Source organism: Marinobacter aromaticivorans (assembly GCF_002806975.1).
Classification (GTDB): domain Bacteria; phylum Pseudomonadota; class Gammaproteobacteria; order Pseudomonadales; family Oleiphilaceae; genus Marinobacter; species Marinobacter aromaticivorans.
Map to the genome: position 1 here is coordinate 442,874 of NZ_NIHD01000003.1, position 12,393 is coordinate 455,266.

11 protein-coding genes are annotated in these 12,393 nt (G+C 55.8%); all 11 read left to right on the forward strand.

The window, feature by feature from the left end:
- The first annotated feature begins 1 nt into the window (after position 1).
- The 11 genes from CDH48_RS07195 to nadA all read left to right on the forward strand — a co-directional run bounded on the left by CDH48_RS07195 (position 2) and on the right by nadA (position 12,388).
- The gene (locus tag CDH48_RS07195) at positions 2-1,399 is read left to right on the forward strand and encodes an aldehyde dehydrogenase family protein (protein ID WP_100688026.1); all 1,398 of its coding nucleotides are present in this window, start codon (positions 2-4) and stop codon (positions 1,397-1,399) included.
- Positions 1,400-1,411: 12 nt separating this feature from the next.
- Positions 1,412-2,257, forward strand: a complete 846-nt coding sequence (gene eutJ / locus CDH48_RS07200) for an ethanolamine utilization protein EutJ (protein ID WP_100688027.1) — start codon at positions 1,412-1,414, stop codon at positions 2,255-2,257.
- Between the two features lies 1 nt (position 2,258).
- Positions 2,259-3,506, forward strand: a complete 1,248-nt coding sequence (locus tag CDH48_RS07205) for an iron-containing alcohol dehydrogenase family protein (protein ID WP_100688028.1) — start codon at positions 2,259-2,261, stop codon at positions 3,504-3,506.
- Positions 3,507-3,539: 33 nt separating this feature from the next.
- Entirely contained in the window at positions 3,540-4,838 is a 1,299-nt protein-coding gene (gene eutH / locus CDH48_RS07210; protein WP_100688029.1) for an ethanolamine utilization protein EutH, read from the forward strand.
- Complete coding sequence (locus CDH48_RS07215) at positions 4,835-6,268, forward strand: ethanolamine ammonia-lyase reactivating factor EutA (RefSeq protein ID WP_100688030.1); 1,434 nt, start codon at positions 4,835-4,837, stop codon at positions 6,266-6,268. The genes eutH and CDH48_RS07215 overlap by 4 nt, the downstream gene beginning before the upstream one ends.
- Positions 6,269-6,282: 14 nt before the next feature.
- Positions 6,283-7,647, forward strand: a complete 1,365-nt coding sequence (locus CDH48_RS07220) for an ethanolamine ammonia-lyase subunit EutB (RefSeq protein WP_100688031.1) — start codon at positions 6,283-6,285, stop codon at positions 7,645-7,647.
- Positions 7,648-7,657: 10 nt separating this feature from the next.
- Positions 7,658-8,602 carry an ethanolamine ammonia-lyase subunit EutC gene (gene eutC, locus CDH48_RS07225; RefSeq protein ID WP_100688032.1) on the forward strand — a complete coding sequence of 315 codons (945 nt, stop codon included), beginning with the start codon at positions 7,658-7,660 and terminating at the stop codon, positions 8,600-8,602.
- A gap of 75 nt (positions 8,603-8,677) precedes the next feature.
- Complete coding sequence (gene eutL, locus CDH48_RS07230) at positions 8,678-9,334, forward strand: ethanolamine utilization microcompartment protein EutL (RefSeq protein ID WP_100688033.1); 657 nt, start codon at positions 8,678-8,680, stop codon at positions 9,332-9,334.
- Positions 9,335-9,348: 14 nt separating this feature from the next.
- Positions 9,349-10,680, forward strand: coding sequence for a 4Fe-4S dicluster domain-containing protein (locus tag CDH48_RS07235; RefSeq protein ID WP_188437628.1), 1,332 nt, complete (start codon positions 9,349-9,351; stop codon positions 10,678-10,680).
- A gap of 23 nt (positions 10,681-10,703) precedes the next feature.
- Positions 10,704-11,258 carry a BMC domain-containing protein gene (locus tag CDH48_RS07240; protein WP_100688035.1) on the forward strand — a complete coding sequence of 185 codons (555 nt, stop codon included), beginning with the start codon at positions 10,704-10,706 and terminating at the stop codon, positions 11,256-11,258.
- A 68-nt stretch (positions 11,259-11,326) separates the two neighbouring features.
- Positions 11,327-12,388, forward strand: a complete 1,062-nt coding sequence (nadA, locus tag CDH48_RS07245) for a quinolinate synthase NadA (protein ID WP_100688036.1) — start codon at positions 11,327-11,329, stop codon at positions 12,386-12,388.
- Positions 12,389-12,393: the final 5 nt, after the last annotated feature.

A 12,393-nucleotide genomic window follows, 5' to 3' on the forward strand; every position in this document is an offset into this window, starting at 1 on the left:
TATGCAGATGGATGCACAGCAGATTGAGTCCATCGTCCGCCGCGTTATCGAGCAGTTGCACGCTCCGCAGCGCGACGGTGAAAGTTACGGTGTTTTCAAGACCCTTGATGATGCCGTGGCGGCGGCTCAGGCCGCCCATAAAAAGCTGAGATCGATGGCGCAGAGAGAAGCGATCATCAAGGCTATCCGGCGCAGCGGGGGGGAGCACATACGGGAACTGTCCGAGCTTGCGGTGCAGGAGACAGGGTTCGGCCGGGTAGACGACAAAATACGCAAACACCAACTGGTTCTGGATAAAACACCGGGTATTGAAGCCGTAGTGCCTATGGCGGTTACCGGTGATCACGGGCTGTCACTGGTTGAGAACGCCCCCTGGGGTGCAATTGCCTCCGTTACGCCCTCAACCAACCCGTCTGCAACCATCCTGAATAACGCGATCAGCATGATCGCGGGCGGTAATTCGGTGGTGTTTTCACCGCACCCCGCAGCCAAGGCGGTCTCCCAGCGCACGATTCAGTTGATTAATCGCGCCTCTGTAAGCGCGGGCGGGCCTGCCAATCTCGTAACCTGTGTGGAAGATCCCACGATTGAGGCAGCCACACGGTTATTCAGCTTCCCCGGCATCAATCTGCTTACCATTACTGGCGGCGAGGCGGTGGTGAACGCCGCCCGAAAAGTCACCGACAAGCGCCTGATTGCTGCGGGCCCGGGTAATCCACCCGTGGTGGTGGATGAAACGGCTGATATTGAACGCGCTGCCATCAGTATCGTGCAGGGTGCCTCGTTTGATAACAACATCGTTTGCGTCGATGAAAAAGAGATTGTCGCCGTAGAGTCGATTGCTACGAAACTGAAGGAGTCCATGTGCCGGCACGGTGCGGCGGAGATCAGTGCCGATCAGGCGGATGCAGTCGCCAGGCTTGTACTCGCGGGTTACCCGGGCCCGAATCCGCGCCCCAAACCGGAGTGGGTGGGGCGCGACGCAGAAAAAATCGCGGCCGCAGCAGGCTTCAGTGTCCCCGCAGGAACACGGCTGCTTGTTACAGAGACAGCACGGGATCACGCTTTTGCTACCACCGAGATGATGCTCCCGGTTATATCGCTGATCCGCGTCAAAGATGCAGACCAGGCGATCGACTGGGCAGTAGAGCTGGAAGCCGGCAACCGTCACACCGCGGCCATGCATTCCCGCAATATCGACAACCTCTCCCGCATGGCGCTGGAAATCAACTGCAGCCTGTTTGTAAAAAATGGCCCCTGCCTCGCCGGGCTGGGGGCAGGGGGAGAGGGCTGGACATCCATGACGATATCAACTCCCACCGGCGAAGGTGTAACCAACGCCAGCACCTTTGTGCGCAAACGGCGTTGCACTCTGGTGGATTCGTTCCGGATTGTGTGAAAGGAGAGCGTAATGAGCAGGACAATGGCCGAGGTCAACCGATTACTGAAGAAGACTGCCGGCCTGATTAACAAGGATACCGAGGCGCCTTTTCAGGGGGAGTTCAGAGTGGGCGTGGATCTGGGCACCGCTGATATTCAGACCATTGTACTGGATGCAGCCGGTAACCCTCTGGCCGGCTACATGGACTGGGCCAATGTTGTTCGTGACGGGGTAGTGGTGGATTTCTTTGGCGCCAGCCAGATCGTCCGGGAACAGATCAGGCGGGCGGGCGCCAGGCTGGGTATTTCCATAGAGCGGGTTACCACGTCTTTTCCGCCCGGTACCGATTCACGTATTTCGACCAACGTTATTGAAGCCGCTGGCCTGGAAGTGGCCGGCGTTATTGATGAGCCAAGCAGTGTTGCCCAGCTTCTGCAACTCGACCACGCAGCGGTGGTCGATATTGGTGGTGGAACCACAGGCACCGCCATTATAGAGCAGGGCCGGGTTGTATGCTCAAGGGATGACGCTACGGGAGGGCGGCATATCACGCTGGCGCTGGCCGGGCACTTCGGTATGCCCTATGAAGAAGCCGAAGAGATGAAACGCACCAGCAAAGATCTCGCTTTATGCCGGCTGGCGTCGCCGGTGATTGCGAAGATGGCAGATATCGTTCATGGCCATATTGCAGGCCATGAGGTGCCGGCCATCTATCTCACTGGTGGTTCCTGCGCGCTTCCCGGGTTTCTTGAGGTTTTTGCAGCAGAGTTTCCCGGTATTGACATTGTGATGCCATCACATCCTCTGTACCTCACGCCCCTCGCCATAGCTACCTATTCGCAGGTTTCCCAGCCCTGCGAAGAGAGGGTCGGCTGATATGAAAACCATTGAGCAGTCCCTGGATAATGCGTTGATCGAAAATGTCGTTACCCACACGGTAGACGAACTGACGCCACGAGGTCTGTTCAATTTCAATGCACCGCGCCAGACATTGATGGGCGAGGGTGCGATTCTGAGAATTGGCGAGATGCTCCGCCACCTCGGTGTATCTCATGTGCTGGTGGTGGCCGACCGCGTGGTACATGAAAAAGGTCTGATGCGGAGCATGGAGAGGAGCCTGGAGCGGGCAGGTATCGAATTTACGCTATATCCCGGTATTACCCGCGAACCTGATGAAACGGTGGTCGCTACTGCAACAGAGCTCGTGGCTCGCAATCGTGCAGATTTTGTACTGGGTTTTGGTGGCGGGTCCGCAATCGATGCCGCCAAGGCCATTGCGCTGGCAGGAAGCTGTAAGAGCAGTTTGCAGGAAATGGCAGAGCCAGGATTTTCAGGCCGCCGGACTATCGGTTTGGGGGCTGTCCCGACAACTGCGGGCACAGGATCGGAAGTAACCGACATCAGCGTGATCATGTGCGCTGACCGGCAGCACAAATTCGTGATCAAAGAGGTAGATCTGATGCCGGATCTCGCCATCGTTGATCCTGCCCTGATGCTGAATCTGCCGCCTCTGGTGACCGCGGCCACCGGGATTGATGCACTGACCCACGCCATTGAAGCCTATGCCGCGCGCAGTTCCCATCCGCTGGCAAAAGCGCTGGCTATCTGTGCGGTGCAGAGCATTGCCGAAGCCTTACCTGTGGTGGTGGGTAACAGTGGTGATATGGCAGCGCGACTGACCATGGCGACCGCCGCCTATAAAGCGGGTCTCGCCTTCAGTAATTCCGGGCTCGGCCTTGTGCACGCCATTTCACATCAGATCGGAGCCCGCTACCAGCTCGCCCATGGCATTGCCAATGGGATCCTTCTTCCTTATGTCATGAAATTCAACGCCCTGGTGTGTCAGCGGCAGTACGCCGCCATAGCCCACATGCTGGGCGTAACTCACTCGGGAATGACAGAACGTGAGCAGTGCATGGCGTCCATTGCGGCAGTCCGGCAACTGCTTTGTGATATTGGCTTGCCCGGAAGCCTTGCGGGAACCAGCATCCACAGGGATGACTTTGCTGACATCGCAACCGGTGCCCTGGCGGATGTGTGCATCCGGGACAACCCAAGAGACGTTACCCAAACGGACATAGTGCAACTACTTGAAGAGGCTTGCAGTACCAAAGAAAAAAATTGAACCAACCCTGTGCTCGAAGGCGGAGAAACGGTTATGGAAATGCTAAACCAGATTATTCTTTACATCATGATGACCTTCATGGTTATCGGTGCCCTGGATCGTATATTCATGCAATTCGGTGGCTCAGAACCGGTGCTCGGCAAACTGGGGCTTCGCGGGGTAGGGCGGTCGATAACCGGCGCCGGTAACGAATTCGAAGAAGGCTTTCAGGCCATGGGGGCACTTGCCCTGGCGATGGTCGGTATTATCGCCATGGCGCCGGTACTGGCCAAAATACTGTCGCCCATCGTGGTACCTATCTATACCTTCCTGGGCGCGGATCCCGCCATGTTCGCAACCACGCTTCTGGCCAACGATATGGGTGGTTACTTCCTGGCGAAGGAAATGGCCACGGCCGCTGATGGCACCATCAACTACGGTGCCTGGATGTACGCGGGCCTGATTCTGGGCGCCATGATGGGCCCGACCATTGTATTCACCATCCCCGTTGCCGTCGGCATCATCAAGGAACAGGATCGTCCCTATCTTGCCTCCGGTGTGCTTGCAGGTATTGTGACTATTCCACTGGGCTGTATTGCAGGCGGCTTTGCGGCCATGGCTTCCACGGTTCTGATACCCGGTACGAATGAGGCGATACAGTTCAACCTGCCACTGATTTTCATGAACCTGATACCGGTGATTATCGTGTCTGCGCTTATTGCTGCCGGCCTTTGGTTTATGCCCGAAAAGATGATCGGTGGTTTTTCAATTTTTTCAAAGTTCCTGGTGGCGTTTATCACCATTGGCCTTGCAGCTGCGGTGCTGAAAACCACACTGGGCATAACCCTGATCCCCGGTATGGACCCGATTTTCATGACCGAGGGTGATGAGCCGGGTGTTGATATGCGGGCCATAGAGGTCATTGGCTCCATCGCGATCATCCTGTTGGGTGCCTATCCGATGGTGCTGTTGTTGACCCGCTGGTTTGAAAAGCCCTTGTTGAAGATGGGTGGTGTGCTGAATGTAAACCCGACAGCCGCTACCGGCCTGATCGCAACCCTGGCCAACAACATTCCCATGTTCCAGGTAATGAAGGATATGGACAGCCGCGGCAAGATTCTTTGCTCTGCTTTTGCTGTGAGCGCTGCATTTACCTTTGGGGACCACCTTGGCTTTACTGCTGCCAACAAGCCGGACATGATCATGGCGGTTATCATCGGCAAGCTTGTCGGTGGTATCACCGCGGTTATGTTCGCCATGCTGCTCGCCAACCGGATGATTGCGTCTATCGAAAAGCACGGTAAGCCGGGGCCGGACCTGTCCACTTCAGAGGTGGCGGAAGAGAAACTGTGAACAGAAAAACCGTACACAGTGTCGGTATCGATATCGGCACCACCACAACCCAGGTGATCTTTTCCCGGCTCACCATGGTTAACCGGGCGCCTGTAACCCAGGTGCCCCGGTATGAGTTTGTGGAACGGGATATTTTCTACCAGAGCCCGGTCAGCCCCACACCCCTGCAGGAGGATGGCACAGTGGATGTGGCCATGCTGCAGCGGTTTATCGACGACCAGTTTGCTGCAGCCGACGTCAAGCTGAGCGACATTGAAACCGGCGCCATCATCATTACCGGCGAAACATCCAAGGTTAAAAACGCCAGGGATACCGTGATGGGGCTGGCCGACCGCCTGGGTGACTTCGTGGTGGCCACTGCCGGGCCGAATCTGGAATCGGTAATTGCAGGCAAGGGCAGTGGTGCCGGTGAATACTCCAAACGCAACCACGCCCGGGTACTGAATATTGATATTGGCGGTGGCACCAGCAATTACGTGGTGTTTCACAGCGGTCATGTGGAGGATACCGCATGCATCAATATTGGCGGCAACCTTGTTAAAACCGACCGCTCCGGCAAAGTCACGGTTATCCGGGAGCCAGCCAGGCAGGTTATCGAGTACATGTTTCGGGAAGCGCTACCTGCTTCCCGGCTCAGCATTGATCATCTCAGAAAGATCGCCAACTGCATGGCCCAATTGATTGTGGATGAAATTGTCGGCAACCGCTCCGTTTTGGGGGACAAGCTGATGATGACGCCAAACCTGAAGGGCCCGGGCGAGTTTGACGCGGTCTTTATCAGTGGTGGTGTGGGCAACAGCTATTATCGCCTGCGTAAGGAAGAGCTGGATCCTTTTCTGTGGCAGGACATGGGCGTGCTGCTGGCCGGAGCGCTGTTAAAGCACCCGACCCTGGCGGCGATGAATGTGCGTGAGCCTGTGCAAACCCAGCAGGCCACTGTGATTGGCGCCGGGGCTTATTCCATGTCGCTGTCCGGAAGCTCCATCTGGCTCAATCCCGAAGCCTTACCCATGCGCAACATACCCGTGGTGGAGCCGGACGTTGACTGGGAAAAAACGGATCAGCCACCGCTTTGCGATCTGATTGTTGAAGCCGCAAAGCGAATGGACCTGAATCTGCGCGAGGATCAGTACGCGGTCTCACTGGGCGGCAGTATGCCCATGAGCTACCGGGTTGTGAATCACAGCGCGAGGGAAATTGCGCAGTATTACCAACAGCACGGCAACAGCCGTGCACCTGTGATTATCGTTACCGAAAATGATCTGGGCAAGGTACTGGGCATGGAGTTGCAGCCCCTGATCGAGCCCCAGAAGCTTTTGGTGATTGATGAAGTGCGTGCCGTTGCCGGTGACTATATTGATATCGGCGAAAGCTTTTTTGGCGGGGAAGTTGTGCCATTAACCATCAAATCGCTGGCATTTCCTGCATAGAGGGGAGGTTTTCCATGAACTTGAAAACAACATTGTTCGGACAGGTATACCAGTTCCGAGACGTAAAAGATGTGCTTGCAAAAGCCAACGAGCTTCGCTCCGGTGATGTGCTGGCCGGCGTTGCTGCAGAAAGCGCCCAGGAGCGTGTGGCCGCAAAACAGGTATTGAGCGAAATGCGCCTCGAAACCTTGCGGGAAAATCCGATTGTTCCCTACGAGGAGGATGCCGTAACCCGGGTTATTCAGGATGGGATCAACAGAGCGTCCTACGACGATATCAAACACTGGACTGTCAGTGAACTAAGGGAGTACATATTGTCTGATGTGCCCACCCGGGAAGACTATGAACGGCTGCGCAAGGGTTTGACAGCCGAAATGGTCGCTGCCGTGTGCAAGATATGTTCGAACGGCGATCTTATGGTAGGCGCCAAGAAGCTCTACGTGATTTCCAAAGCAAACTGCACCATTGGCACCCCCGGAACCTTCTCCGCCCGTTTGCAGCCAAACGATACCCGGGATGATATTGACAGCATAATGGTGCAGGTATACGAGGGGCTGACCTATGGCTGTGGTGATGCGGTCATTGGCGTCAACCCGGTTACCGAGTCGGTAGAGAACACGCTGCGCATTCTCAATGCGATCAAGGAAACCACCGACAAATGGAACATTCCAACACAGGGTTGTGTGCTTGCCCATATATCCAACCAGATGGCGGCCCTTGAGAAGGGCGCCCCCGGAGGCTTGCTGTTCCAGAGCCTGTCTGGAACAGAAAAGGGTCTCAACGAGTTCGGTGTCACCGTGGAACTGCTGGACGAAGCCTATGAAATGGGCAAGCATTACTGCAAGCTGGCCGGTTCCAATATGATGTATTTTGAAACCGGTCAGGGCACGGCGTTATCCGCCAACGCTCACCATGGCGCGGACCAGCTGACCATTGAAGCCCGCAACTATGGCCTGGCGCGACGCTACAAGCCGCACATGGTAAACACGGTCGTTGGCTTTATCGGGCCGGAATATCTGTTTAATCATCAGCAAATAACCCGGGCAGCGCTGGAGGACCATTTCATGGGCAAGCTGACCGGCATCTCCATGGGCTGTGACGCCTGTTACACCAACCATGCGGAAACCGACCAGAACTCCAATGAAAACCTGATTGCTTTGTTGGCGGCCGCAGGCTGTAACTTCACCATGTCCTTACCCCTGGGTGATGACATCATGCTGAATTACCAGACTACCAGCTATCACGACGTCGCTACCGCCCGCCAGCTTCTGGGCTACCGTCCCGCTCCCGAGTTCGAGGCCTGGATGGAAACCATGGGGCTGATGGAAAACGGCAAGCTCACCGCCCGTGCGGGCGACCCATCCATCTTCTTTGATTGAGGTGATAACCATGGATGAGCAAACAATTCAGAGTATCGTCAATTCAGTGTTGCGGGAGCTGGGTGAACAGAATGTTCCGACAGGGCAAGTGACACGTGTACAGCCCCAGAACAGCGGGTCTTCGCAAAACAATCCACCCGCCTACAAGCCCACAGAAAGTGCCGGCAGGCAGTCTGCATCGAAAGACCAGGGAGCCGGGCTTGAGGATCTTAGCCTGGATAAATTCGTGCACTGGAATGGCATCGAAAATGCCCATAACGAATCCGTAAACAGCGAAATGGTCAAACAGACAGCGGCCCGGGTGTGTCAGGGACGCGCAGGCCCAAGGCCGCGCACGCGGTCGCTGCTGCGCTTTCTCGCGGACCACTCCCGTTCCAAGGACACAGTGGTCAAGGAAGTCACACCAGAGTGGCTTGAAAAGCAGAATCTCTGGGAAGTGCAGACTCGTGTCACAGACAAGAGCGAATATCTCCGGCGCCCCGACCTTGGCCGCAAGCTTTCCGATGAAGCGAAGAAAATCATTGGCGAGCGCTGCAAGAAATCGCCCCAGGTGCAGGTGGTTATTTCTGACGGGCTAAGTACAGACGCTGTCACCAATAACCTTGAGGAAATCATCCCGCCGCTTATGAAGGGGCTGGAGAGCGCGGGCTTTAGCGTTGGTACGCCTTTCTTTTTGCGCTATGGTCGGGTGAAAGCCCAGGACGAAATAGGCAGCTTGCTGCAGGCCGAAGCTAATCTTCTGTTGATTGGAGAAAGACCTGGTCTTGGGCAGTCCGAAAGCCTGAGCTGCTATTGTGTATACAAGCCCACCGAGTCCACAGTGGAATCGGATCGCATGGTTATTTCCAATATCCACAGAGGCGGAACACCGCCAATAGAGGCGGCAGCAGTGATCGTTGATCTGACGCGCAAAATGCTTGAGCAGAAGGCCAGTGGTTTAGCGCTTAAACGGTGAGGCCCGGCCTCCGGAATTCTTGATCCGGGAATTCATAGTGGTTTTTCCGGACTAACCTTTTAAAGGAGCAACATCATGGCAGTTCGGGATGAAATCAGAGCATCTGTACTGGCAACTCGCGTCATCGCCTCGGTTGATGACGGGATGATGAAACAGTTCAACCTCAAAAAAGAGCAGCGTTGTATCGGTATGATCACCTGCGACAGCGACGATGTTACCTACGTAGCCCTGGACGAGGCCACCAAGGCAGCCCAGGTGGATGTGGTCTACGCCCGGTCGTTTTACGCCGGCGCGGCCCATTCCTCAGGCCTGTTATCCGGTGAGGTGATTGGCATCATCGCAGGGCCGGGGCCGGCCGATGTTATCGCGGGTCTCAGGCGCACGCAGGAAGTTATCGAGAACGAAGCCTGTTTTTACTCCGCCAATGAAGAAGGCAGCATCGCATACTTTGCCCACCTGGTATCCGCCACAGGCGGCTATCTTTCCAAAGAAGGCGGGTTAAAACGGGGCGATTCAATGGCCTATCTGATTGCGCCGCCACTGGAGGCCATGTTCGGTATGGATGCAGCGCTTAAAGCAGCCAGTGTTCAAGTGGCTACCTTCTTTTCCCCGCCTTCTGAAACCAACTACGGTGGCGGGTTTCTGACGGGTACCCAGGCAGCTTGCAGAGCAGCATGTGAAGCCTTTGAGGAGGCAGTCCTGGCCGTGGCCAGCAACCCAATCGATATCTGAGTGGTTGTCCTGACATGAACTCACTTGTTGAAAAAGTCAGAAATGCGGGTGTTGTCGGTGCCGGTGGTGCGGGTTTTCCGTCCTACGTAAAAATTCAGGCCCAGGTTGATGTGGTCATTGCCAACGGTGCCGAATGCGAGCCGCTGCTGTACAAAGACCAGACGGTTATCCAGCAGTTCTCGGATGACCTGCTTCGCGGTATGGCGCTTCTGATGGAGCAGACGGGTGCAAGCCGGGGTGTTCTGGCAGTCAAGGAGAAGCATAAGGATTCGATCGCACACATCAAACCCATGTTGCCCGCCAATATTGAGCTCAAGCTGATGCCCAATATGTATCCGGCGGGTGATGAATATGAACTGGTTTACGAAATAACCGGAAACCGGATTCCGGCCGGCGGCCTGCCCAAGGATATCGGCGTACTGGTTCAGAATGTTGAGACACTTGTGAACATTGCGCGGGCTGCGGAAGGCCAGCCGGTTACCCGAACCATGGTTACGGTACACGGAGAGGTGGAGCACCCGTTCACCGCCTGGTTGCCCGTAGGAATGCGCTTTGCCGATGTTATCAGCCTTGCAGGCGCCATAACCTGCGATGACCCTGTGGTCATTGATGGCGGCGCCATGATGGGTGAGGTCGTTGAAGATCTGGAAACACCGATCTCAGCGGTGAGTAGCGGCTTGCTGGTACTACCACGCGACACCAATCTCGTGAAACGCCGATCGGAAACAGAACAGCAGTACAAACGCATCGGCAAATCCGGCTGTGACCAGTGTACGCTGTGCACTGAAATGTGTCCCCGGTACCTGCTTGGCTATCCCATACAGCCCCACCTGGTCATGCGTTCGTTGCTGACCACCGGTGAAGTCAGTGAAACCCTCTCGGTGCATGCCCAGGCTTGCTGCGAGTGCAACATCTGCACCTTGTGGGCCTGCCCGGAGCAGCTGAATCCCAGGGATATCTGTGTTTCGACCAAGCGTGACCTCAAGGCCAATGACTTGTGGCTGACACCTCAGCAGCTGCAGAACCAGACGCGTGAAGTGCACAGCATGCGGGATTACCGGGGTGTGCCATCGCAGCGCCTGACCCGCAAACTGGGGCTGGCGAAATACGACAGCAAAACAGCGCGCTGGAAGGATGTGGCTGTGTCTCCATCCCGTGTAACCATCCCGCTGCATCAGCGCATGGGCCAGCAACCAGTGCCCGTAGTAAAAACCGGGGACCTGGTGGATGAGGGTGCCGTGATTGCTGCACCGCAAGGTGAGGGCATGGGTGTGCCTCTACACGCCAGCATCGGTGGTAGAGTGACATTGCTGGACGGTTTTATTGCTATTGACGCCGCTAACTGACGGGCTTTTTACAGGTAATGACTATGAGTAATAAAAGTGCGATCGGAATGATTGAACTGAATTCAATCGCCAAAGGCTACGCGGTCGGCGATGCCATGCTGAAAGCGGCTAATGTTGAAATCCTGTTCAACCGCACAATCTGCCCGGGCAAGTTCATGGTAATGGTGGCTGGCGATGTAGCAGCCGTGGACGCAGCCATGTCCGCTGGCATGGAACTGGGGAGTGAAACCATTGTCGACGAGCTCATCATTCCCAATGTGCATCCTTCTGTATTCTCAGCCATCAGCGGGACACGGGTTATTGAACAGACTGCGGCACTCGGTATTATCGAAACCTTCTCTGTTGCAACCATTATTGAGGCCGCCGATGCGGCAGTAAAAGCCGCCAATGTAGAACTGATTGATGTTCACCTTGCCATGGCAATCGGCGGTAAAGGCTATGCAACCCTGACCGGAGACGTCGCCGCCGTAACCGCAGCCGTTGACGCAGGCACAGACTACATCAAGGCCAAAGGTCTGCTGGTTGATAAAGTGGTCATTCCGCAGCCCCGGAAAGAAATTTTGCGGGACAAGGTATAGTCCGTACAGTGCTACCTGTGTCTGAAATGATATACTCGGGTGCAGGAAGTAACTGAGAGTAGCTGTACATGACTAAAATTGAAGACCGAATCCTTGTTCAGGAGCACCTGGCCCACGCTGCGGAGCCCAAGCCGCTCAGCGCAGACGAGAAGGCGCGGCTTGAGGCCCGTATCAAGGCTGTCCTCAAGGAAAAAGACGCCGTACTTGTGGCGCACTATTACACGGATCCTGACATCCAGCGCATCGCGGAAGAAAGCGGTGGCTGCGTGGCAGATTCGCTTGAAATGGCCCGCTTCGGAAACCAGCATCCGGCCTCGACCGTGGTTGTGGCGGGTGTTCGGTTCATGGGCGAGACCGCGAAAATCCTGAATCCGGAAAAACGGGTTCTGATGCCCACCCTGGAGGCAACCTGCTCGCTGGATGTCGGGTGTCCTGCGGATGAATTTGAAGCTTTCTGCGATCAGCACAGCGATCGTACTGTGGTGGTTTATGCCAACACCTCCGCTGCGGTCAAAGCTCGTGCAGACTGGGTTGTAACGTCCAGTTGTGCCCAGGCGATTGTGGAAGACCTTGATGCCCGCGGACAGAAAATCCTCTGGGCGCCAGACAAGCACCTTGGCCACTATGTACAGAAAACCACCGGCGCCGACATGCTGTTGTGGGACGGTTCATGCATTGTGCATGAGGAGTTCAAGTACCGTGGTCTCGAGGATCTCAAGGCCCTGTATCCGGATGCGGCTATTCTGGTCCACCCGGAATCACCGGATGCCGTGGTAGAAATGGCAGATGTTGTTGGTTCCACATCACAGCTGATTCACGCAGTCCAGACTCTGCCGAATCAGGAATTCATTGTGGCCACGGATAACGGCATTTTCTATAAAATGCAACAGCTTGCGCCTAACAAGACGCTTATTGAAGCGCCCACGGCCGGCAATGGTGCCACCTGCCGCAGTTGTGCCCAATGCCCGTGGATGGCGATGAACGGGCTCGAAAACCTGCTCCGGGTGATCGAGAACGGCGATCAGGAAGTGCTGGTAGACCCGGAAACCCGGGAGAAAGCGCTCAGGCCGTTGCGGCGTATGCTGGATTTCACCGCAGGGATGAACCTGAAAGCAGCGGGTAACGCCTAGTAGCC

Bases quoted from the DNA above. Each gene is read 5' to 3' on its own strand.
- nadA (WP_100688036.1), top strand. From the start codon at position 11,327: ATGACTAAAATTGAAGACCGAATCCTTGTTCAGGAGCACCTGGCCCAC.
- eutH (WP_100688029.1), top strand. From the start codon at position 3,540: ATGGAAATGCTAAACCAGATTATTCTTTACATCATGATGACCTTCATG.
- CDH48_RS07195 (WP_100688026.1), top strand. From the start codon at position 2: ATGCAGATGGATGCACAGCAGATTGAGTCCATCGTCCGCCGCGTTATC.
- eutL (WP_100688033.1), top strand. From the start codon at position 8,678: ATGGCAGTTCGGGATGAAATCAGAGCATCTGTACTGGCAACTCGCGTC.
- CDH48_RS07220 (WP_100688031.1), top strand. From the start codon at position 6,283: ATGAACTTGAAAACAACATTGTTCGGACAGGTATACCAGTTCCGAGAC.
- CDH48_RS07205 (WP_100688028.1), top strand. From the start codon at position 2,259: ATGAAAACCATTGAGCAGTCCCTGGATAATGCGTTGATCGAAAATGTC.
- CDH48_RS07240 (WP_100688035.1), top strand. From the start codon at position 10,704: ATGAGTAATAAAAGTGCGATCGGAATGATTGAACTGAATTCAATCGCC.
- CDH48_RS07235 (WP_188437628.1), top strand. From the start codon at position 9,349: ATGAACTCACTTGTTGAAAAAGTCAGAAATGCGGGTGTTGTCGGTGCC.
- eutC (WP_100688032.1), top strand. From the start codon at position 7,658: ATGGATGAGCAAACAATTCAGAGTATCGTCAATTCAGTGTTGCGGGAG.
- eutJ (WP_100688027.1), top strand. From the start codon at position 1,412: ATGAGCAGGACAATGGCCGAGGTCAACCGATTACTGAAGAAGACTGCC.